At 62.4% G+C, this 19,465-nt stretch carries 22 protein-coding genes; 9 read left to right on the forward strand and 13 right to left on the reverse strand.

Annotated elements, in window-relative coordinates; genetic code table 11:
• Window positions 1–66 precede the first annotated feature (66 nt).
• The 3 genes from TX24_RS11760 (at window position 67) to TX24_RS11765 (ending at window position 2,074) form a co-directional block, all read left to right on the forward strand.
• Complete coding sequence (locus TX24_RS11760; protein WP_057710380.1) at window positions 67–843, forward strand: AraC family transcriptional regulator; 777 nt, start codon at window positions 67–69, stop codon at window positions 841–843.
• A gap of 69 nt (window positions 844–912) precedes the next feature.
• Window positions 913–1,086 carry a DUF1427 family protein gene (locus tag TX24_RS30720; RefSeq protein ID WP_003191972.1) on the forward strand — a complete coding sequence of 58 codons (174 nt, stop codon included), beginning with the start codon at window positions 913–915 and terminating at the stop codon, window positions 1,084–1,086.
• 28 nt (window positions 1,087–1,114) lie between these two features.
• Window positions 1,115–2,074, forward strand: coding sequence for a quinone oxidoreductase family protein (locus TX24_RS11765; protein ID WP_057710381.1), 960 nt, complete (start codon window positions 1,115–1,117; stop codon window positions 2,072–2,074).
• Window positions 2,075–2,184: 110 nt separating this feature from the next.
• Here TX24_RS11765 and TX24_RS11770 read toward each other — a convergent pair whose 3' ends face one another.
• Together TX24_RS11770 and TX24_RS11775 are read right to left on the reverse strand one after the other, a co-directional pair.
• Complete coding sequence (locus tag TX24_RS11770) at window positions 2,185–3,216, reverse strand: purine-nucleoside phosphorylase (RefSeq protein WP_034134510.1); 1,032 nt, start codon at window positions 3,214–3,216, stop codon at window positions 2,185–2,187.
• Between the two features lie 14 nt (window positions 3,217–3,230).
• Window positions 3,231–4,181: a nucleoside-specific channel-forming protein Tsx gene (locus TX24_RS11775; protein WP_057710382.1), complete on the reverse strand. Its 951-nt coding sequence runs from the start codon at window positions 4,179–4,181 to the stop codon at window positions 3,231–3,233.
• Window positions 4,182–4,393: 212 nt separating this feature from the next.
• On the opposite strand from TX24_RS11775, the gene TX24_RS11780 reads away from it, so the two are divergent.
• On the forward strand, window positions 4,394–5,203 hold the full coding sequence (locus tag TX24_RS11780; RefSeq protein WP_057710383.1) for an aminoglycoside phosphotransferase family protein: 810 nt from the start codon (window positions 4,394–4,396) through the stop codon (window positions 5,201–5,203).
• Here the strand turns inward: TX24_RS11780 and TX24_RS11785 are convergent.
• Window positions 5,188–6,096 (reverse strand): AraC family transcriptional regulator, encoded by a 909-nt coding sequence (locus TX24_RS11785; RefSeq protein WP_057710384.1) that lies wholly within the window; start codon window positions 6,094–6,096, stop codon window positions 5,188–5,190. The genes TX24_RS11780 and TX24_RS11785 overlap by 16 nt on opposite strands.
• Before the next feature lie 254 nt (window positions 6,097–6,350).
• On the opposite strand from TX24_RS11785, the gene TX24_RS11790 reads away from it, so the two are divergent.
• On the forward strand, window positions 6,351–7,124 hold the full coding sequence (locus tag TX24_RS11790; protein WP_034134507.1) for an L-iditol 2-dehydrogenase: 774 nt from the start codon (window positions 6,351–6,353) through the stop codon (window positions 7,122–7,124).
• A 221-nt stretch (window positions 7,125–7,345) separates the two neighbouring features.
• Window positions 7,346–7,993, forward strand: coding sequence for an isochorismatase family protein (locus TX24_RS11795; protein WP_003191960.1), 648 nt, complete (start codon window positions 7,346–7,348; stop codon window positions 7,991–7,993).
• Between the two features lie 3 nt (window positions 7,994–7,996).
• On the opposite strand, the gene TX24_RS11800 is transcribed toward TX24_RS11795, so the two are convergent.
• The 7 genes from TX24_RS11800 to TX24_RS11830 are packed head-to-tail and all read right to left on the reverse strand — an operon-like array spanning window position 7,997 to window position 14,435.
• A complete protein-coding gene (locus TX24_RS11800) occupies window positions 7,997–9,028 on the reverse strand; it encodes an ABC transporter substrate-binding protein (protein WP_057710385.1) in 1,032 nt (343 codons plus the stop codon).
• Window positions 9,029–9,041: 13 nt separating this feature from the next.
• Window positions 9,042–10,139 carry an NAD(P)/FAD-dependent oxidoreductase gene (locus TX24_RS11805; protein ID WP_003191958.1) on the reverse strand — a complete coding sequence of 366 codons (1,098 nt, stop codon included), beginning with the start codon at window positions 10,137–10,139 and terminating at the stop codon, window positions 9,042–9,044.
• On the reverse strand, window positions 10,136–11,479 hold the full coding sequence (locus tag TX24_RS11810; RefSeq protein ID WP_057710386.1) for an FAD-dependent oxidoreductase: 1,344 nt from the start codon (window positions 11,477–11,479) through the stop codon (window positions 10,136–10,138). Before TX24_RS11810 ends, TX24_RS11805 begins: the two co-directional genes overlap by 4 nt.
• Entirely contained in the window at window positions 11,476–11,766 is a 291-nt protein-coding gene (locus TX24_RS11815) for a (2Fe-2S)-binding protein (RefSeq protein ID WP_003191955.1), read from the reverse strand. The genes TX24_RS11810 and TX24_RS11815 overlap by 4 nt, the downstream gene beginning before the upstream one ends.
• On the reverse strand, window positions 11,766–12,560 hold the full coding sequence (locus TX24_RS11820) for an ABC transporter permease (protein ID WP_003191953.1): 795 nt from the start codon (window positions 12,558–12,560) through the stop codon (window positions 11,766–11,768). The genes TX24_RS11815 and TX24_RS11820 overlap by 1 nt, the downstream gene beginning before the upstream one ends.
• A gap of 4 nt (window positions 12,561–12,564) precedes the next feature.
• Window positions 12,565–13,410: an ABC transporter permease gene (locus tag TX24_RS11825; RefSeq protein WP_003191951.1), complete on the reverse strand. Its 846-nt coding sequence runs from the start codon at window positions 13,408–13,410 to the stop codon at window positions 12,565–12,567.
• Window positions 13,407–14,435 (reverse strand): ABC transporter ATP-binding protein, encoded by a 1,029-nt coding sequence (locus tag TX24_RS11830; protein ID WP_057710387.1) that lies wholly within the window; start codon window positions 14,433–14,435, stop codon window positions 13,407–13,409. Before TX24_RS11830 ends, TX24_RS11825 begins: the two co-directional genes overlap by 4 nt.
• Before the next feature lie 243 nt (window positions 14,436–14,678).
• On the opposite strand from TX24_RS11830, the gene TX24_RS11835 reads away from it, so the two are divergent.
• Together TX24_RS11835 and TX24_RS11840 are read left to right on the forward strand one after the other, a co-directional pair.
• Window positions 14,679–15,509, forward strand: a complete 831-nt coding sequence (locus tag TX24_RS11835) for an IclR family transcriptional regulator (protein ID WP_057710388.1) — start codon at window positions 14,679–14,681, stop codon at window positions 15,507–15,509.
• An 80-nt stretch (window positions 15,510–15,589) separates the two neighbouring features.
• Entirely contained in the window at window positions 15,590–16,945 is a 1,356-nt protein-coding gene (locus TX24_RS11840; protein ID WP_014718827.1) for an MATE family efflux transporter, read from the forward strand.
• Here the strand turns inward: TX24_RS11840 and TX24_RS11845 are convergent.
• Entirely contained in the window at window positions 16,929–17,516 is a 588-nt protein-coding gene (locus tag TX24_RS11845; RefSeq protein WP_057710389.1) for a TetR/AcrR family transcriptional regulator, read from the reverse strand. The two genes, TX24_RS11840 and TX24_RS11845, sit on opposite strands and share 17 nt — an antisense overlap.
• A gap of 132 nt (window positions 17,517–17,648) precedes the next feature.
• Here TX24_RS11845 and TX24_RS11850 point away from each other — a divergent pair, with 132 nt between their 5' ends.
• Window positions 17,649–18,821, forward strand: coding sequence for an MFS transporter (locus TX24_RS11850; protein WP_003191943.1), 1,173 nt, complete (start codon window positions 17,649–17,651; stop codon window positions 18,819–18,821).
• On the opposite strand, the gene TX24_RS11855 is transcribed toward TX24_RS11850, so the two are convergent.
• The gene (locus TX24_RS11855) at window positions 18,822–19,187 is read right to left on the reverse strand and encodes a type II toxin-antitoxin system HicB family antitoxin (RefSeq protein WP_003191942.1); all 366 of its coding nucleotides are present in this window, start codon (window positions 19,185–19,187) and stop codon (window positions 18,822–18,824) included.
• Window positions 19,184–19,435: a type II toxin-antitoxin system HicA family toxin gene (locus TX24_RS11860; RefSeq protein WP_003191939.1), complete on the reverse strand. Its 252-nt coding sequence runs from the start codon at window positions 19,433–19,435 to the stop codon at window positions 19,184–19,186. Before TX24_RS11860 ends, TX24_RS11855 begins: the two co-directional genes overlap by 4 nt.
• Between the last annotated feature and the right edge of the window lie 30 nt (window positions 19,436–19,465).

Below are 19,465 nucleotides of genomic sequence, written 5' to 3' on the forward strand. Positions count from 1 at the left end.
AACAGTTCGCTTGCCCGCGGCCAGTCTTTACCATGGCGGCCCATCCTTGATTGATGTGTACCCGCCATGGCCCTGGCCGCGCCTCCCGACCTCACTGATCACGCCGTTCCCGTGCAACCGTTGGCGCGTACCTACCCGCGTGGATTATACGTAGAGCCGCACAGCCACGATTGGGGCCAACTGCTCTACGCCATGAGCGGGGTGATGTGGGTCGAGACGCCACGCGAAGCCCTGGTGGTGCCGCCCCAGCGCGCGGTGTGGTTGCCGCCGGGTGTGGAGCACGGGATCCGCGTGGTCTCCGATTTGCAAATGCGCAATATCTACCTGCGCCCGGCATTGGCGGCGACGCTGGACAGCCAGGTGCAGGTCATCGAAGTGGGTCGCTTGTTGCGGGAGTTGATCGTGACCTTGGTGGAGCAGGGCGATCACGGCGATGCGGCCTACTACGAGGCTGTCGTAGGCCTGGCTCTGCTGGAGTTGCAACGCGCACGTCGCTCGTCTATTCGCATTGCCATGCCGGTGGCGGCTGATCGTCGGCTGATCAATGCGTGCCAGGCGGTCATGGCGTCGCCCTCCCTGGACGTCCCGTTCGAGCAGCACGCCGAGGCGGCGGGTGCCAGCGTGCGCACCCTGGCGCGGCTGTTCCAGCAGCACCTGGGCATGGGGTTTGCCCAGTGGCGTCGTCAGGTGCAGTTGGCTACGGCGGCGGCGGAGTTGATCCAGGGCCAGTCGGTGAGCGGCATTGCGCGCACCCTGGGTTACTCGCCCAGCAGCTTCAGCGATATGTTCCGACGCGAACTGGGCGTGTCGCCGTCCCAGTACCGGGGTTGGCCGAAATCCTGAAGCACTTGGCCGATACCCACGGTAGGCGCGCCCTAGACTGAGCCTATCAATCCACCGGGCGCAGCCTTCATGAGCTATTTGATTTCCTTGGCCATCGGCCTGTTTGTCGGCGTGATCTACGGCGCGCTGGACTTCCGTTCACCGGCACCGCCCGCTATCGCACTGGTCGGCCTGATGGGCATGCTGCTCGGCGAAAAGCTCTGGCCCATGACGCGACAGTTGGTCAGTGGTTGGTTGTCCTGATCCCTTTTCCCTTCGACGGATGCCCTCGATGAACGCACTGCAATTTACCGCCACCGGCGACCTCGCCCACCTGAGCCTGGTGGAGGTGCCCGTGCCGGTGCCGTCTGCCGGCGAAGTGCTGGTGCAGATTAACGCTGCGGGCCTGAACCCCAGCGACGTGAAAAACGTGCTTGGCCGCTTCCCCTACACCACGCTGCCACGCATCCCAGGGCGTGATTTTGCCGGCGTGGTGGTGGAGGGGCCGCAAGCATTGCTCGGCCAGGCAGTCTGGGGCACCGGTCGCGACCTGGGTTTTTTCGCTGACGGTTCCCATGCCCAATACCTGCGCGTATCCGCCAAGGGCGTGGCGCACAAACCCGCGCATTTGAGCTTTGCCCAGGCGGCCAGCCTCGGCGTGCCCTATACCACTGCCTGGGATGCCTTGGAGCGCAGTGGCGTTGGCCAGGGCACGCGCTTGCTGGTGATTGGCGCCAACGGCGCGGTCGGCAGTGCGGCGCTGGCGCTGGCGAAGATACGCGGCGCGCAGGTGCTGGCGGCTGTGCGCAAGGCCGATCAGCTCGAGTTGTTGCAGGCTCAAGGGTTGGACGCGATTGCCTTGGGCAAGCCAGAGGCGCTGGGCGCGCAAGTGCAGGCCGTGTTCAAGGGCGGCGCCGACGTGATCTTTGACACCACCGGTTTCTGGCTGCCTGCCGCGGTGGCGGGGCTGGCACCGTTCGGCCGCATTGCGGTCATCGCCGCCCCGGTTGACGGCCACGTACAGTTACCGGCCCTGGCGCTGTACCGTAAGGGCGGGTCGGTGGTGGGGGTCAACTCGTTGCTGTACAGCTGCGAACAATGCGCGGTGATGCTGGAGGCGTTTGGGCGCTTCTTTGATGAAGGCCTGTTGCCGCTGCCTACGGGGTTGCGTGAAGTGGCGTTGGTGGAGGGTGTTCAGTGCTATGCAGAAGTGAACAACGGCAGCCCAGACAAAATCATTTTCCTGCCGTGATGGGATAGAAATGTGGGAGCGGGCTTGCCCGCGAATGCGGTGTATCAGTCACTTATATATCGACTGACACTCTGCATTCGCGAGCAAGCCCGCTCCCACAGTATTGATCTTCACTCGACCTCGGGAACGCCTTTTTCCCACGCCGACCAGTTCTCAACAATCGCCTGGACCAACGGGTTGCCCGTGCGGTACAGGTTTTCCAGCGCGGGTACAAAACCACCCTGGTCCGCATACTTGAGCAGGTTGTCTACCTCGCTGTAGCCCGGATAAGGCCGGTCAAAGTCGGAGCCGGCGCGCACCACGGCCAGGCGCTGAATATCCACCAAACCTTCGCGGCTGGCGCGCAGCAGCGCTTCGTAGGTGGAGTTGTCCTCTTGTTGGGTGGTGCAGTATTCGCCTTTGTTGTCGGTGAGCAACTGGGTCCAGACCTCGGCACGTTCGCTCAACCGCGTGCCGGAAAACCAAGTGTTGCCCGCCAGGGTGTCGCAGCGCGTGACTTGCGGCGGTTGGTTGGCCGGGGCGGCAGGGTAGTGTTTACGCCAAGCGGCAGACTCTTTGCTTTCTGTCAGTTCCACCTTGTGCGACAAGGCAAACGCTTTGGCTTGCAGCTTTTGGTTGAGCTCGAACACTTCGGTCTTGTAGTCCAGCGGAGGTTTTTCGTTGGGCCCCTTGGTGTTGATCCCGATATAGCCCGTCGGCCAGTCCTTGGGCGCATCCCGTGAATCCAGCTCCCACTGCGTGCCGAACTCCACCAGGTAATGAGCCCAGGCGGCGGTGCCGATGGTGCCGTGCTTGGGGTTGATGCCGGCGATTCCCGCGATCAGGAAGTAACTCTGGCGCAGGTCGAACTTGGGCGACAGTGCCAGGGCCAGCGTGGACGCGGCCGCGTTGGTCTGGCCCATGCCCGTCACCAGCAGGCACACGTCCTGGGCGTTGCAGCGAATTACCGGGTATTCGGCAGACAAGCCCGGTACGCGCACTTCTTGTTTGAGGGCCAGGCGGTCGATCCAGGTTTGCGCCTCGGGGGCGAACATGGTGATCAGCATCACCTTGGGTTTGATCGGCGCCGGGTTATCCGCCAGCACCACGTGGGGCAATAGGGCCAGGCCTGCGGCCAGCGAGATACGGGTCAATGCGTTCATCTACAGCTCCTTGATCAGAATTGATAGCCCACGCCGGCGTAGTAACCCCAGCCGTCTGAGCGTGCGCGGAAGTTGCCTTCGCCGAAATTCAACTCGCTGCCGTCCTCCCAGTTGCCGCCGTTATGAAAGTAACGGCCGACCAGGGTAAAGCGCAGGTGGGTAAACGAGTACAGCAACACGTTGGTGGCCACCAGGGAGTTGGCGGTGCGCGCCGGGTTGTCCTTGTGCAGGTCCGAGCCGAAATCGTAGTTGGTGAAACCGATGTAGGTCAGCGAGGCGCCGTTGTCGAACTTGCCGATGGGCACGATGTACTTCATCTGCGCTCGGTAGCCGTCCCAGGAATACTCATTACTGGCGCCGTAGTTTTCCCACTGGTAGCGCCCATAGAAGTTGGCCGACAGGTTGACCCGCGAGTGGGTGTCGATATCGGTGCCCAGGCCGCTGTACAGAGTGTTGGCGCGGTTTTCCTTGCGGCTGCCGTGGTCGTAGATCCAGTCAAAGGCCACATACCATTCCTTGAATGGGCCAATTGCCAGGCTGCGTCCTGCGAGGTAGTCGATGGAGATCCGCGGTTCATGCTCCATGAACACCGGCGAGCCATGGTCCCACACGCCTTTGTCATTACTGTTGCCGATGGTGAGAATCTTCGGCACATCGATATAGCCGTACAACTCAAAGGGGCCCTTGCGCCCGAAGTACTCGTATTCCAGGTAGACGTCATCCTGGGGCTTGGGGCCGAAACTGATGTCTTTGCTGCCGATCAGCGTAAGGTCCTGGTTGAACCACTCGGACAGATACACGCCTTTTTTCGTCGGCGGGTTGGCTTCAGGGCTGAGGGTTTCGCCCTGTGCTGAGTCATCCATGGGCTTTTCCTGCGCCAAAATGGGTGCACTGAGTACTCCCGTAACGGCGGCCAGTAGCAACGAAACGCCAAGACCAGCACGAGGCTTTGAGGTGGGGTGCATTGAAAGTCCTTATTCTTACGCGGTTTAAACCCGATTCGACGGGGAGGAGTGAACTTGGCGGTCAAGTTCGTTCCGCAAACGTTTGCACAGGCTGTACCAACTTGGGTCAATGGCTTGAACTGTTTAGAAAAAAGTCGAATTTGCCGACGCTTTGGTCAGGAAAACAGTGGGATTTCTGTCATCCTGACGCGCCAACCCTGTGGAGGAACCCGATGTTCGAACACTACCTGCGTGCCTGGAACCTGAGTGTCGATGGAGAGCCTATCGTCACACCGGGCAGCCACCTCTTGCCGGTGCGCTGGCAAGGCGTGCCGGCGATGCTGAAAATTGCCCATACCCCTGAAGAAAAACTCGGCGGCCGCCTGTTGAGCTGGTGGGCAGGTGACGGCGCGGCACGCGTATTCGCCCATGACCACACCGCAGTGTTGATGGAACGCGCCATGGGGCCAGGTTCCTTGATGCGCATGGCCCTCAATGGCCAGGACGACGAAGCCAGCCAGATAGCCTGCGCCACCCTGGCCCGGCTGCATTCGCCTCGTGCGTCGCCGCCCGAAGGGTTGGTGGGGCTGGACGAGTGGTTCAGTTCCTTGTGGCACGCCGCCGAGCAGGAGGGTGGCGCCTTACGCGACTGCGCGGTAATGGCCCGCACATTGCTGGCTGCGCAACAGGAGATGGTGGTACTGCATGGTGATTGCCATCACGACAATATCCTCGACTTTGGCTCTCGGGGCTGGCTGGCGATTGATCCAAAGCGGGTGATGGGCGAGCGCGGTTACGATTACGCTAATTTGATCTGCAACCCGGATTTGCCGACCAGTAGCGACCCGCTGCGTTTCAGCCGCCAGGTCGGGGTTATCGCCTTGGCGGCGGGTCTCTCGCGTCCACGCTTGTTGCAATGGGTGGTGGCTCATGCCGGGTTGTCCGCCGCCTGGTTTCTGGAAGACCAGGAGCGCGACCGTGCCATGAATGAGTTGCAGGTTGCTCGCCTGGCACAACGGGAACTGGCTCAGTTGAATAATTGAAGTGCAGCCTGCCGCCGGTATTCACTCGGCGTCTGGTGCATTTCGATACGAAAGTGGCGGTTGAAATTCGACAGGTTGGCGTAGCCCACCTCAAAGCAGATGTCCGCCACTGACATCTGGCTGTGCAACAGCAAGCGGCAGGCACGCTGCACCCGGAACTTGCGCATCAGGTCGATAAAGCCATGGCCGGTGTTGCGCTTGAAAAACCGCGAAAAGCCCGGTTCGCTCATGCCCAGTTGCCGGGCGATATCCGACAGGCGTACATCGCCGGTCAACTCCCGCATCAGGTAGTCAAACGCCTTGTTGATACGTTCGGCACTGCGCGCATCCAGGGTCGGTGCGTAGCACGGGCTGGCCAGGGTATTGGCCTGTGCAGGCGGTGCGTTCTTCAGGGTGTCGAGCAGTTGCAGGAACAGGGTCAGGCGTTGCAACCCATGGGCGCTGCCGATGGCCTCCATCAGCCCTGCCGCGCTCGTTGCGGTCTCGCCGGTGAATTCTATGCCCCGTCGCGCCCGTGCAAACAGTGACTGTAAATCACCGAGCTCAGGCAGGGTGGTGCGCAGGGCGAGCAGGGCGGCGCCGTCGAATTGCAGTACCACATCGCGTCCGTGCTGGTATTCGCCGGGGGCCAGGTCACCGATCCAGTCGTGGGGCAGGCCAGGGCCGATCAGCGCGACATGCCCGGCGCTGAACGCACCGATATAGTCGCCCGCCACCAGCTTGCCGCTGCCTTGGCGGATCAGGTGGATTTCGAATTCAGGATGATGGTTCCAGCGCGCCAATTCATAGGGATAGTCATGTTCGAACCAGCGAAAGCCGTGTTCCGGTTCGGGCAGGATCACCTCAAGCTCCGCAGGGCGGTGCTCGAACAGGGTGGCGGGGCTGATGGGCATGGTGCTGCCTCTTGTAATGGTGCAATTTTCTCAAAATACCCTCACTGGCAATCGGTGCGCTAGCCACGGTTTCGCCTGAGACTGATACTTTTTTGATCCTGTGCCTCAGGTTAAAAAAGTATCAGCCTCGCATTCGCCAGCCGTTTGTGACGCGGCAGGCCAAGCTGCTGTAATCGAGGCTCAACAACAAGGGGCGGCAAGCTGTTCTCGGCGACGCTCACCGGCTACCGGCAATAACTTTTTCAGGAGACCCCATGAAACGACTCGAAGGTAAAAGCGCGCTGATCACCGGATCGGCGCGTGGCATTGGCCGTGCGTTTGCCCAGGCCTACATCGCTGAAGGCGCCACGGTAGCCATTGCCGACATCAACCTGCAACAGGCCCAAGCCACCGCCGCTGAACTGGGGCCGCAGGCTTACGCCGTGGCGATGGACGTCACCGACCAAGCCTCCATCGACGCGGCCGTCGCCACGGTGGTGAGCCATGCGGGCAAGCTCGATATCCTGATCAACAACGCCGCCCTGTTCGACCTGGCCCCCATCGTCGACATCACCCGCGACAGCTTTGAACGGCTGTTCTCGATCAACGTCGCCGGCACCCTGTTCACCCTGCAGGCCGCAGCCCGGCAGATGATCAGCCAAGGGCATGGCGGCAAGATCATCAACATGGCCAGCCAGGCCGGGCGGCGCGGCGAGCCGTTGGTAGCGGTCTATTGCGCGACCAAGGCGGCGGTGATCAGCCTGACGCAATCGGCGGGGTTGAACCTGATCAAGCAAGGCATCAATGTGAATGCCATCGCCCCCGGTGTGGTGGACGGTGAGCATTGGGATGGGGTGGATGCGCTGTTCGCCAGGCATGAAGGGCTGGCGCCTGGCGAGAAGAAAAAGCGCGTAGGGGATGAGGTGCCGTTTGGGCGGATGGGCACGGCGCAAGACCTGACCGGCATGGCGATCTTCCTGGCGTCGAAGGACGCCGATTATGTGGTGGCCCAGACCTATAACGTTGATGGCGGCAATTGGATGAACTAGTGTTTGACGCTGACCCAACTGTGGGAGCTGGCTTGCCTGCGATAGCGCTGGTGGATTCACTCCAATCATCGCAGGCAAGCCAGCTCCCACCTTTGAACTTCAGCGTTCTTGAGAATAGGTGAGTCAGCAAAGCATCGATCCCCGCAGTAAACTGTCCCATACTTCAAGATTTCTACGCTCGCCCTCAGGCGCTCGTACGTGCAGACCACCCGAGAACGACCATGAGCCTTTCGAAAGCTGCCATCGCTTCATTCGACGTCGACGCCCAGAAGAGCTTCACGCCTTTATGCCCCGACGAGTTGCCAGTGGCCGGTGGCGACCACATTGGTGCCGAACTCAACTACATGGCCAGCCTCGCCGGCCACCGCATCGGCAGCAAGGACGCCCACACCCCCCACGCGCCCTGGGTGGTCGCGCAACACAGCGAGATGCTGCAACCCACCGGCCTGGTCCATGCCGACGTGACCTGGGTCAGCCACTGCGTGCCGGGCACCGAGGGGTTCACCTTGCTCGATGAGTTGCCCACGCCCTATGACTACGACTACTTCATCTGGAAAGGGGTCGAGCCCGACCTGCACCCCTACGGCGCCTGTTACCACGACCTGCACGACAAACTGTCCACCGGCGTCATCGAGTACCTCAAGGCCCACGGCGTGGCCCGCGTGATCGTCGGCGGCCTGGCGCTGGATTACTGCGTCAAGACCACCGCGTTGCAATTGCTCAAGGCCGGCTTGCACGTTGTTCTGCATTTGCCGGCGTGCCGAGGCATCAGCGAGGAGGGCGGTGTACAGGCTGTCGACGAATTGCTCAAGGCCGGTGCACACGTCAGTCGCACCCGCGAAGAACTGGCCCTGATTGCGCAGGGCTAAGCCTCAACGCTCAATCGACCGACTCCACCGCGCATTCCACTGCGGCCGTGCCTGGTTGACCTGGTCCCAATCAATCGAAATGGCGGTCTGCAGATAACCCTGCATGGCCTCCACCCGCGCCCGGGTTTTGTCGGTGGTGGGTGTGGTCGGGTTCGACGGGATCTGGTCACCTTCTTCCAACGCCGGCGCCTGGGCCTCGGCGGTCAGCAAAAACGCTGCGAGCTTCTGCGCCAGTTCCGGCTGGTCATTGCGCGCTATCACGCATTCGGCCACGTTGAGCACCACCGCACCTTCTTTGGGCTGCGCGTACTCCATCGGTATGCCGAGCAGCTTTTGTGTGGCGACCTGGGTCGGGGTCAGGGGGAAGATCGCGGCCTCATCGGTCTGCACCATCTCGGAGATTTTCGCGGAGCTGGCGATGTATTCCAGCACATTGGGGCCAACGGTCTTAGGCCAGGCCTTGAAGCCCGGTTCCACATTGGTTTCGTCGCCACCCTGGATGCGGTTGAACATCAGGAAGCCATGCAGGCCGAAGGTGGAGGAGGCCAGGGACTGGAACACTACTTTGTCCTTGAAGCGCGGGTCGGCCAGGTCCATCCATGAGGTGGGCGCGGCCCAGCCTTTGTCCTTGAACATCTTGGCGTTGTAGCCAAGGCCAGTGACGCCCAGGGTCACGGCCACGGCCTCGTCCTTGATTCGGGCCTTGGCCGGGATCTGTTCCAGCGGCGGGCTCGGCGCGAGCTTGTCGCACAGGCCCATGGAGATGGCGCGGTACATGATGCCGTCGTCGAGGAACATCACATGCATCTGTGGGTTGGCCTTGTTGGCCTGGACCTTGGCGAGGATGTCCGAGGAGGTGCCGGGTACGATCACGACCTTGACGTTATTGGCCTTTTCGAAGGCGGGCAGCACCTTGTCGGCGTACACCCGTTCCATGGTGCCGCCGTTCATGCCCAGGTACAGCGTGGGGGCGGCATGGGCCGTGCCGGTCAGCAAGGCGAGGGACAAGCAGGACAACGCGAGACGTGATTGCATGGAGTTTTTCCTCTCAGGCTTGGAAACGACGGATGGAAAACGCTTCGATGGGTTGGCGGCTGGTGCCGTCGCAGACGATCTCTGCCAAGGCTTCACCGACGGCGGGGCCGAGCTGGAACCCGGCGCCGGCAAAGCCGAAACCGTGGAGCAGGCCGGGTTGGGTACTGCTGGGGCCGATCACCGGTTCGTGGTCGGGCAGGTAACCTTCGGTGCCACTCCAGGTGCGAATGGCCTGGGCACCCTGGAGAAACGGGTAGAGTTCGCCGGCATTACGCAGAATCTCCAGCACCGCTGCCTGGCCCGGCCTGGCCTGCTGCGGGCCCAGGGCAAAGCCGCGCCCGCCACCGAGAATGCAATTGCCGCGGGCGACTTGCCGCGCATAGATGCCGCCACCCTCGACGCCGGTGCTGACGGTCATCACCCCCGGCAGCGGCTCGGTGACCAGCATCGCCGGGTGCGCCGAGATGATCGGCACCGGCTCGCCCAATTGCGCTGCGACCTTGCCGGCCCAGGCGCCCGCGCAGTTGAGCAGCCACGGCGCTTGCAAGTGCAGGCCGTTGGCGCAGTGCACCTGGAATAGCCGGCTGTCGTGCTCGATGCCGATTACCTCGGCTTGCTCGTACACCGCAGCGCCATGGCGCTGGGCGGCACGGGCAAAGGCCGGGGCCACCAGGCGCGGGTTGGCATGCCCGTCATCGGGGCACAACGAGGCGCCCACTGCCACGTCGCCCACCCAGGGGAAACGCCTGCGTAACTCGCTGCGGTCCAGCAGTTGCAGGCCCAGGTCGAAGCCACGGGTCTGCTCGGCGTAGGCTTGCAGTGCGGCAAAATCCCCAAGGCTGCGTGCCAGCTTCAAATGCCCGGAGCGCACGTATTCACCCTCGATACCAATCAACCCGGGCAGGTCGGCCCACAGTTGATGGGCGCGCTGCGACAGCGGCAACTGATGCAAGGGCCGCCCCTGGCGCCGCACGCCGCCGTAATTGACGCCGCTGGAATGCGAGCCACAAAAATCCCGTTCTACCAGTGCCACCCGCTGGCCTTTTTGCGCGAGAATCAAGGCCGCCGAAGCCCCGACGATGCCGCCCCCCAAGACGATTGCGTCGATCATGGCTGCACCCGCACGCCAAACGGCAGCGGCTTGATCGGCGCCTGGCCCCGCAAGCGCCCGATCTGGGGGAGGTCGCGGCCGCTGCGCTCGGCGACGATTTCCGCCGCCGCCAGCCCGCACATCCGCCCCTGGCAGCGGCCCATGCCGACGCGGCAATGGGCTTTGACCCGGTTGATTTCCCAGTGGCCTTCATCCACCACGGCGCGCACCTCGCCGACGCTGACCTCTTCGCAGCGGCACAGGATCAGTTCGTCTGGCGCTTGCGCGGCCCAGTGCTCAGGGAAGGGGAACGCGGTTTCCAGGCCCTGGCGAAAGTGCTGGATACGCGCCAACTGCCGCTCCAGTGTGGCCCGGCGGTGTTGGTCGACCACGACACCGGTATCCTCCAGCAGCGCCAGCGCGGCGCATTCGCCGGCCATGTGCGCGGCATCGGCGCCCATGATGCCGGCGCCGTCGCCCGCCAGGTACACCCCTTCGACACTGCTGCGCCCGGCGCTGTCACGTTGCGGCAGCCAGGCGCGATTGAGCGGGTTCCAGGCAAACTCACAGCCGAGCAGATCGGCCAATTGCGTTTCGCTGCGCAGGGCATGGGCGAAGGCTACCGCATCGCATGGCAGGGTCTGTTCGCCGAAGCGAATGCCACGCACCCGTTGGTCGCCGTCGATCTGCTTGAGCATTGCGCCCTGATGCACGGGAACCCCGTGGGCGGTCAGCCAGGCGCGGTAATACATACCCTTGGCCAGGGTTGCCGGTTGCCTGAGCAGCGCCGGCAAGGCCCGGCACTGGGCACTCAGCGGCGCACTGTCGAGTACAGCGAGCACCTTGGCGCCGGCCTTTGCGTATTGGTAAGCGACCAAATAGAGCAACGGCCCGGAGCCACAAAACACCACGCGTTCGCCAATCGCGCAGCCTTGGTACTTCAAGGCAATTTGCGCCGCGCCCAGGCTGTAGACACCGGGCAATGTCCAGCCCGGCACCGGCAGGATACGGTCGGTGGCGCCGGTGGCGACTATCACCTGCGCGTATTCGAGGCTGCCGGCGCGCCCGTTATTGAGCATGTCCAGGCGACCGTCCTCGGCATTCCACACCAAGGTGTCCGGCCGGTAGTCGATCAGCGCTGCCAGTTCATCCATGGTTTGGTGCACGGCTTGGGCCTTGCGCGCTTCAAACCCGTAGATCTGCCGGGCAGAGCGTTGGAACCCTGGGGGTTGGCGCCGATAAATCTGCCCGCCACCGCGCGGGCTCTCATCCACCAGGCACGGTGTGATGCCATGGTCGAGCAAGGTGCGCGCCGCGCTGATTCCCGCCGGGCCTGCTCCCACTATCACTACCGGCTTCATGGCTGGCGCCCCGGATCACGGCTGATCGCCTGGCCTTCTTCCAGCAGGGTCGAACAGGCGCGCACCCGCCGCCCATCGGCCAGGCGCACCCAACAATCCTGGCACGCGCCCATCAGGCAAAACCCGGCGCGGCGCTCGGCACTGAAATCGCTGCTGCGCAGGTGCTCGGCGCAGGTCAGTATGGCGGTCAGCAGGGTATCGCCGAGCAACCCTGTGGCGGGCTGGCCGTCAAGGGTGAAGGCCAGGGCAGGGCGTTGGGTTTCGCTCAGTCGCTTGAACAAGGCCATCAGTGTTTCCCCACCAGCACGCGGTCCAGGCCGTAGACCCGGTCGAGCACAATCATGGTCGCTGCCGTCAGTGCGATGACCAGCGCCGACACGGCCGCCATCATCGGGTCGATGGACTCGGTGGCGTACACGTACATGCGCACCGGCAGGGTTTGCGTGGCCGGTGAGCTGACGAAAATCGACAGGGTCACTTCATCGAAACTGTTGATGAACGCCAGCAACCACCCACCGGCCACACCGGGCAAAATCATCGGCAGGGTGATCTGCCGGAACAGCGTAAAGCGCCCGGCGCCGAGGGATTCGGCGGCCTGCTCGGCACTGCGATCAATGCCGATGGCCGCCGCCAATACCAGGCGCAACACATAGGGGGTGATGATCACCACGTGTGCGAGCATCAGCCAGGTAAAGCTGCCGTTCACGCCCATCAGCGCAAACAGGCGCAGCATCGCCACCCCCAGCACCAGGTGCGGAATGATGATGGGCGACAGGAACAGCGCACTGAAGAAGTTGCGCCCCGGGAACGAATAGCGACTGATCGCCAGGGCCGCCGGCACCGCGATCAGGGTCGCCAGGGTGGCGGCAGTGAAGGCCAGGATCAGGCTGTTGTAGAACGCCTGGATAAAGTCGGCGCGTTCGAACACCGCGCGAAACCAGCGCAGGGAGAAGCCCGACGTGGGCAGGCTCAAGGTGTTCTCTGGTGTGAATGCCACCAGGCACACCACCACCAGTGGCGCCATCATGAACAGCACCACCACGGCATGGAAACCGAGGGCCAAAGGACCATTTCTGGACATGCGCTTAAACTCCCAGGGACTTTTTGTAGCGGCCTTCGACCATGCGGTTCCAGCTCAGCATGATCAGCAGATTGACCAACAGCAGCGCCACCGCGAGGGTCGCGCCCATGGGCCAGTTGAGTTCCGAGAGGTATTGGTCGTACACCACGGTGGCGACCATCTTCAGGCGTCGCCCACCCAGCAGACCGGGGATCGCAAAGGAGCTGGCAGCCAAACCGAACACGATCAGGGTGCCGGACAGCACACCGGGCATCACTTGGGGCAGCACAATCTTGCGCATCACCGTGGCTTGGCTGGCGCCCAGGGACAACGCCGCCTGTTCGGCCGAGGGGTCGAGTTTTTGCAGCGAGGTCCACACCGGGATAATCATGAACGGCAGCATCACGTGCACCAACGCAATGATCACGGCGAACGGCGTATACAGAAGCTTCATCGGGCGCCCGCCGAGGGCCTGGATCACCTGGTTGACCAGGCCGTCGGCGCCGAGCAACAGGCTCCAGCCAAACGCACGCACCACCACCGAAATCAGCAGCGGCGTGAGGATCACGATCAGGAAGATCGAGCGCCACGGCGTGCCCATGCGGCTGAGAATGTAGGCCTCCGGTACGCCGATCACCACGCACAGCAGCGTTACCAGGGCACTGATCCAGAACGTGCGCCAGAAAATCTCGTAGAAGTAGGCGTCGCTCAACAGCGCCCCGTAATGGGCCAGGGTCCACTCATCGGCCTTCACGCCCACTTGGTAGTCGAACACATTGAACGACAGCACCAGGGTCAGGCCCAGCGGCATGATCAAAAGCCCGGCAAACAGCACCAGTGCAGGCAGCGAGAGCAGGTAACCACGACTCATGGGTGCACCTCATCGGTCGCCAGTACGCGCAGCAAATCGGCCTGCCATTGCAGGCCCACCGCCGCGCCGTTAGCCAAGGGCGCGCTGCCGTCGTTACTGCGCACAACGGTGATTTCGCCAAGGGCGGTGTGGACGCGGTACAGCCATTGGCTGCCGAAAAAGTAGCGGTCCAGCACTGTGCCTGGCATTCGCCCAGTGCCCGCGTCCACCAGTTGGATTTTTTCCGGGCGTAGGCTCAGGGTCAGTTCGCCTTTGCCACCGTCATGGCGCACTTGAGGGATGCCGAGCGCGTCGTAATCGCCGGCCAGCAGATTGGCCTTGCCCACGAAGTCTGAGATAAAACGCGTGCGCGGGTGCTCATAGAGCTTGTAAGGCGCGTCGATCTGGGTCACACGCCCGGCCTGCATCACCACCACACGGTCGCTGATGGACAGGGCTTCGGCCTGGTCATGGGTGACCATCAGGGTGGTAATACCTACCGCGCACTGGATACGTCGGATTTCAAATTGCATCTCTTCGCGCAGGTTGGCGTCGAGGTTGGACAGCGGCTCATCGAGCAACAACACCGGCGGTTCGATCACCAGCGCACGGGCCAGGGCCACGCGCTGACGCTGGCCACCGGACAGCTCACGAGGGTAGCGCTCGGCATGTGGGGCCAGGCGCACCAGCTCCAGCACGCTGTTGACGCGGGTGGCGATGTCGGCCGCTGGCACCTTGCGCATCTTCAGGCCGAAGGCGACGTTGTCGCGCACGCTCATATGCGGGAACAGCGCGTAGCTCTGAAACACCACGCCCAGGCCACGGCTGGCCGGTTTGGCGTGGGTAATGTCGCGACCGTCGAGCAGGATCTGGCCACCGCTGACGTCGACGAAACCGGCGATCATTTGCAGGGTGGTGGTCTTGCCACAGCCTGAAGGGCCAAGCAGGGAAACGAATTCGCCTTGTTCCACCGCCAGATCAGTGGCGACCACCGCGTCGACGGCGCCATAGCGTTTGCTCAAGGCCTTGAGTTGGAGAAATGCCATGTCTGCTTTCCACCTTTATTCAGTCGCGTCAAATACGCGCTTTCTTGTTTTGGGCAGATGCGAAAAGTGCGGTGCCGGTGCGTTGGCGCTCGATCTCAAGTCGGCTGCCGGTTGTTGTTCATTTCGCCCCTGTGGACGCAGATTAGGACGAAGACTAGGATGGGTGGAAGATAGAATTTCACTCAGCGGACTACTATTTTAATATTTATTCATTGAGCAGAATTATTAGCGAAATTAGGTGTTATGGATTCCATTGAGCGGAATAACGGCGGCAAGGATATCGGTGCGGGCAGCGTGTCCCGATTGTTTGCCGTGCTGCGAGCCTTGGGGGAGGTGCCGGAGGGGGGCGAGCGGGTTACCCAGCTCGCCCGACAGGTGGGCTTGTCCCAACCCACCACTCATCGCCTGCTGCGCAGCCTTATGGAGGAAGGCATGGTTGAGCAGGATGTGCGCAGCAAACGCTATCGCCTGAGCCTGGAGTTCTTCGCGTTGGCGGCCAACGCAGGCAAGACCGGTAACCTGCGCGACCTGGTGCGCCCCAGCCTGTTGCGCCTGAGCGCTTCGCTGGGCGACTCGCTCTTCTTGCTGGCGCGCTCAGGCTTCGACGCCATTTGCCTGGACCGCAGCGAGGGCCCGTACCCGATCCGTACCTTCACCGGTGATATCGGCGGGCGCGTGGCCCTGGGCGTGGGGCAGGGCAGCCTGGCGATCCTGGCGTTTTTGCCGGAAGAGGAGCGCGAGACGGTGATCCGCTACAACCTGCCACGGCTCAAGGATTTCCACCTGTATGACGAAGTGCTGCTGCGCTCCGAAGTGGAGAGTGTGCGCAACCTGGGTTATGCGGCACGCAACACCGGTGTGCTGGAAGGCATGGCGGGGCTGGCGGTGCCGATTCTCAACCGAGACGGGTACGCGGTCGCGGCATTGAGCGTGGCGACCATCAGCGACCGTCTGGGACCGAGCCGCTTGCCGATGGTGGTGGAGTTGCTCAAGCGCGAGGCGGCGGCCATCGGGCCGCGGCTCAATCCGTTTGATCCGACATTGCACAGGCCGTCGCAAACCTTTGGTGGTTAAGTCAAGCCCTCACAACAGCATATTGGATCCAGTTACGGTATAACCCTGAGACGCTTTCGTCATTCGAGGCCCCGTTTTTCATGCAAAACCCTTTGCAACGCCCGCTGTGGCAAATCTACCTGTTGTTCCTGGCACCGATGGTGCTGTCCAATTTCCTGCAGAGCTTTTCCGGCACCCTCAACGGCATTTACGTCGGCCAGATGCTGGGCACCCAGGCCTTGGCCGCGGTGTCGGGGATGTTTCCCATCGTGTTTTTCTTTATCGCCCTGGTGATCGGCCTGGGGGCGGGCGCCTCGGTGTTGATCGGCCAGGCATGGGGCGCCCAGGAGACCGGAATGGTCAAGGTGATTACCGGTGCCACCCTGACCTTGGGCGCGTTGGTGGGCCTGGTGGCCGCCGTGCTGGGCAGCCTGTTTGCGCGCCCGGCATTGCAGGCGTTGGGCACGCCGGTCGATGTGCTCGACGATGCGGTGGGCTACGCCCAGATGATGATGTTGATCATGCCGTTGCTGCTGGTGTTTATCCTCTATACCCAACTGCTGCGTGGCGTCAGCGACACGATTTCGCCGTTGCTGGCATTGATGGTCTCGACCCTGGTGGGCTTGCTGCTGACGCCTGCGCTGATTCGCGGCTGGATCGGCCTGCCACCCATGGGCATCCAGAGTGCGGTGTATGCCGGGCTGGTGGGTAACGCCTTGGCGATGCTGTTTCTGATCCTGCGCCTGCGCCACAAAAACCACGTGATGGCGCCAGACCGCGAGCTGCTTGCCGCCTTGCGCCTGGACCGCGTCATCCTCGGCAAAGTCCTGCGTATCGGCCTGCCGACGGGCTTGCAGATGGTGGTGTTGTCGCTGTCGGAACTGGTCATCCTGGCCTTGGTCAACGGCCACGGTTCCCAGGCCACGGCGGCCTATGGCGCGGTGACGCAGATCGTCAACTATGTGCAGTTCCCGGCGCTGTCGATTGCCATTACCGCCTCGATCCTCGGCGCCCAGGCGATTGGCGCCGGGCGCCTGGAGCGTATCGGGCCGATCCTGCGCACGGGGCTGGTGATCAACCTGTGCCTTACCGGTGGCTTGATCGTGCTCGGCTATGGGCTGTCCCACTGGTTGCTGGGCCTGTTCATCACCGACGACAGCGCACGGGTGCGGGCCGAACACCTGCTGCACATCATGCTCTGGAGCATCCTCGTATTTGGCTTCCAGGCGGTGATTGGCGGCATCATGCGCGCCAGCGGCGTGGTGCTGATGCCGGTGGCGATCTCGATCTTCTGCGTGCTCTGCGTGGAACTGCCAATGGCCTATCTGTTCAATGCCCACTTCGGATTGGAAGGGGTGTGGATGGCATTTCCGGTGACCTACCTGGCGATGCTGGTGTTGCAGATCGCCTATTACCGCTTGGTGTGGCGGCATAAGCAGATCAAGCGGTTGGTGTGAGGCTCAGGCCGCGCAAGAGCAACTCCAGGCCTTGCAAGCCTTCCTCCAGCCGTGTACTCGGGTGCTCATCCCGGGCAATCCACAACGCGGTATTAACCAGGCTGCCGTTGATCAACTGCGCCAGTGCGTGGCTGGAGGCCGTAGGCATCAGGCCCGCTTGCATCAGGGCCTCCAGCAATTGGCGCAAGGACTCCACGCAGTGTTGCTGGGAGCCGGTGTCGCCCAGTACCGCCGGGGCATCCTGCAATACAATGCGCTGGATTTCCGGGTCCTGGGCCATGCGCAGATAAGCCCGGCAGCGCTCGCAAAAACCACTCCAAGGCTCTACGGCCTGCTCCGAGATGCGTTGCAAGCGCACGTCCATCTCGCTGTCCAGTTGAGCGACCACCGCTGCCAGCAGCCCTTTTTTGTCACCAAAGTGATGATACAGCGCACCGCGCGTCAGCCCGGCGCTAGCAGTGAAGTCATCCATCGAGGTATTGGCATAGCCTTGGGTGGCGAAGGCCCGGCGCGCGCTCGCTATCAGGCGGGCGCGGGTGTCTTCGATCATTTCAGCTCGGGCTCGGCTCATGGGCGTCTCTTGGCTAAGTGATTGACATACGCTGCGTATGCGAAGCATGATCTGCCACATACGCACCGTATGTATTCTGCCCTGATGGTTTCAGATAGCAAGCCCAGGGCGTCGAGCAAGAGGTCAAGCAGGATGGCAAACCCCTACGCTGAATTATTCCAGGTCCCCGGTGCCAGGGCCTTTGTACTCGCCGGCATGCTGGCACGCATGCCGATATCCATGACCGGCATCGGCCTGATTACCATGCTGTCCCAAGTACATGGCGGCTATGGCCTGGCCGGTTCGGTGGCGGCGGTGTTTGCCCTGGCCACGGCGATTTGCGCGCCGCAAGTGTCACGTTGGGTAGACCGCTACGGCCAGGGCAGGGTGCTGCCGGTTGCGGCGCTGATCGGCGGCGGGGCGCTATTGATGTTGCTGCTGTGTACGCGGTTGCAGGCGCCGAATTGGACGCTGTTTCTGTTCGCCGCGCTGGCGGGCTGCATGCCCAATATGTCCGCTATGGTGCGGGCGCGCTGGACCGAGTTGTACCGTGGCCAGCCCAGGCTGCAAACCGCGTTTGCCCTGGAGTCGGTACTCGATGAGGTGTGCTTCATCATCGGCCCGCCCATTTCGGTGGGGTTGAGCGTGGCGGTGTTCCCAGAAGCCGGGCCCTTGGTGGCGGCGCTGTTGCTGGCGGTGGGCGTCACCACCTTTGTGCTGCAACGGCAAACCGAACCACCGATACACGCGCATCAAGGCGCGCACGGTCGCTGGCTGATTGCTTCGCCATCGGTATTGATCCTGATGATTTTGCTGCTGGCCATGGGCGTGATTGTCGGCGTGGTGGATGTGGTCAGCGTGGCCTTCGCCCAGCATCAGGGCCAGCCGGCGGCGGCGAGTATCGTGCTGTCGGTGTATGCCATTGGTTCGTGCCTGGCCGGGTTGGCCTTCGGTGCCCTCAAGCTCAAGGCACCGTTGCCACGTCAGTTCCTGTACTGCGGCGTAGCCACGGCGTTGACCACCTTGCCGTTGCTGCTGGTGAGCAATATTCCCGGCTTGGCCGCTGCCATCTTTATCTCCGGGTTGTTCTTCGCGCCCACCTTGATTGTGTCGATGGCCATGGTGGAGCAGATCGTCCCGGCCAGCCGCCTGACCGAAGGCATGACCTGGCTGATCACCGGCCTGAGCATCGGCGTGGCCATTGGCGCTGCCAGTTCGGGGTGGATGATCGACCATTTTGGTGCCACCAGCGGGTTCTGGGTGGCGCTGGCGGCGGGGGCGGTGGTAGCGGGCTCGGCGGTATTGGGTTACCGGCGATTAGGATAGTCAGCCAATCGTCGGGCATGGCTCTGGGTAGTGATGCTGCAGAAATTCGTTCAGCGCTTGACGCGTGAGATCATTCAACGTCACTTTCTTACGGGTTGCCGCCAGGGCTGCGGCCAGATGCAAGTCATGCCCGACGCGTACGTTGAATGAACCTTTGCACGGTTTCTCGGGCGTTTGGCCCAGGCTCTGGCAAGTGGCTAGATAATCATCCACGGCTTCACGGAAAGCCGTGTCCAGTTCAGCGACGGTCTTGCCTTCGTAGCTCACCAGCGCCTTGATGAAGAGGATCTTGCCGAACAGGCAGTTGTCTTCGAGGCTGGCTTCGATGGAGCCGATGTAGCCTTTGTGTTTCAGTTGGTTATTCATGGAATCAGTTCTCCTGATTTCAATTGTTCGATGATCTGGCGCCGAATGTAGTGTTTCAGTTCGTTGCCGGGGTGAGGCTTGTGCAGGGTGATCATTGCACTGGGGTCGCCCATGTCGAACTTGACCCGGCTTCCGGCCCCTTCAATCTGTGTGTATCCCAATCGGCGTAATAACGTGACGAGCTCAGACCAGGTAAATGCCATGTGCTCATTGAGCAGTTTGGCGAGCAGCTTTTCATTTTTGGACACGGCGTTCCCTGCGTGTAACTAAATGTAGTT

This window comes from Pseudomonas lactis, from assembly GCF_001439845.1.
Lineage (GTDB): Bacteria > Pseudomonadota > Gammaproteobacteria > Pseudomonadales > Pseudomonadaceae > Aquipseudomonas > Aquipseudomonas lactis.

What these genes read in the sequence shown, in the direction of transcription:
- TX24_RS11760 (WP_057710380.1), top strand. Translation starts at nt 67, where the DNA reads ATGGCCCTGGCCGCGCCTCCCGACCTCACTGATCACGCCGTTCCCGTG.
- TX24_RS30720 (WP_003191972.1), top strand. Translation starts at nt 913, where the DNA reads ATGAGCTATTTGATTTCCTTGGCCATCGGCCTGTTTGTCGGCGTGATC.
- TX24_RS11765 (WP_057710381.1), top strand. Translation starts at nt 1,115, where the DNA reads ATGAACGCACTGCAATTTACCGCCACCGGCGACCTCGCCCACCTGAGC.
- TX24_RS11770 (WP_034134510.1), bottom strand. Translation starts at nt 3,216, where the DNA reads ATGAACGCATTGACCCGTATCTCGCTGGCCGCAGGCCTGGCCCTATTG.
- TX24_RS11775 (WP_057710382.1), bottom strand. Translation starts at nt 4,181, where the DNA reads ATGCACCCCACCTCAAAGCCTCGTGCTGGTCTTGGCGTTTCGTTGCTA.
- TX24_RS11780 (WP_057710383.1), top strand. Translation starts at nt 4,394, where the DNA reads ATGTTCGAACACTACCTGCGTGCCTGGAACCTGAGTGTCGATGGAGAG.
- TX24_RS11785 (WP_057710384.1), bottom strand. Translation starts at nt 6,096, where the DNA reads ATGCCCATCAGCCCCGCCACCCTGTTCGAGCACCGCCCTGCGGAGCTT.
- TX24_RS11790 (WP_034134507.1), top strand. Translation starts at nt 6,351, where the DNA reads ATGAAACGACTCGAAGGTAAAAGCGCGCTGATCACCGGATCGGCGCGT.
- TX24_RS11795 (WP_003191960.1), top strand. Translation starts at nt 7,346, where the DNA reads ATGAGCCTTTCGAAAGCTGCCATCGCTTCATTCGACGTCGACGCCCAG.
- TX24_RS11800 (WP_057710385.1), bottom strand. Translation starts at nt 9,028, where the DNA reads ATGCAATCACGTCTCGCGTTGTCCTGCTTGTCCCTCGCCTTGCTGACC.
- TX24_RS11805 (WP_003191958.1), bottom strand. Translation starts at nt 10,139, where the DNA reads ATGATCGACGCAATCGTCTTGGGGGGCGGCATCGTCGGGGCTTCGGCG.
- TX24_RS11810 (WP_057710386.1), bottom strand. Translation starts at nt 11,479, where the DNA reads ATGAAGCCGGTAGTGATAGTGGGAGCAGGCCCGGCGGGAATCAGCGCG.
- TX24_RS11815 (WP_003191955.1), bottom strand. Translation starts at nt 11,766, where the DNA reads ATGGCCTTGTTCAAGCGACTGAGCGAAACCCAACGCCCTGCCCTGGCC.
- TX24_RS11820 (WP_003191953.1), bottom strand. Translation starts at nt 12,560, where the DNA reads ATGTCCAGAAATGGTCCTTTGGCCCTCGGTTTCCATGCCGTGGTGGTG.
- TX24_RS11825 (WP_003191951.1), bottom strand. Translation starts at nt 13,410, where the DNA reads ATGAGTCGTGGTTACCTGCTCTCGCTGCCTGCACTGGTGCTGTTTGCC.
- TX24_RS11830 (WP_057710387.1), bottom strand. Translation starts at nt 14,435, where the DNA reads ATGGCATTTCTCCAACTCAAGGCCTTGAGCAAACGCTATGGCGCCGTC.
- TX24_RS11835 (WP_057710388.1), top strand. Translation starts at nt 14,679, where the DNA reads ATGGATTCCATTGAGCGGAATAACGGCGGCAAGGATATCGGTGCGGGC.
- TX24_RS11840 (WP_014718827.1), top strand. Translation starts at nt 15,590, where the DNA reads ATGCAAAACCCTTTGCAACGCCCGCTGTGGCAAATCTACCTGTTGTTC.
- TX24_RS11845 (WP_057710389.1), bottom strand. Translation starts at nt 17,516, where the DNA reads ATGAGCCGAGCCCGAGCTGAAATGATCGAAGACACCCGCGCCCGCCTG.
- TX24_RS11850 (WP_003191943.1), top strand. Translation starts at nt 17,649, where the DNA reads ATGGCAAACCCCTACGCTGAATTATTCCAGGTCCCCGGTGCCAGGGCC.
- TX24_RS11855 (WP_003191942.1), bottom strand. Translation starts at nt 19,187, where the DNA reads ATGAATAACCAACTGAAACACAAAGGCTACATCGGCTCCATCGAAGCC.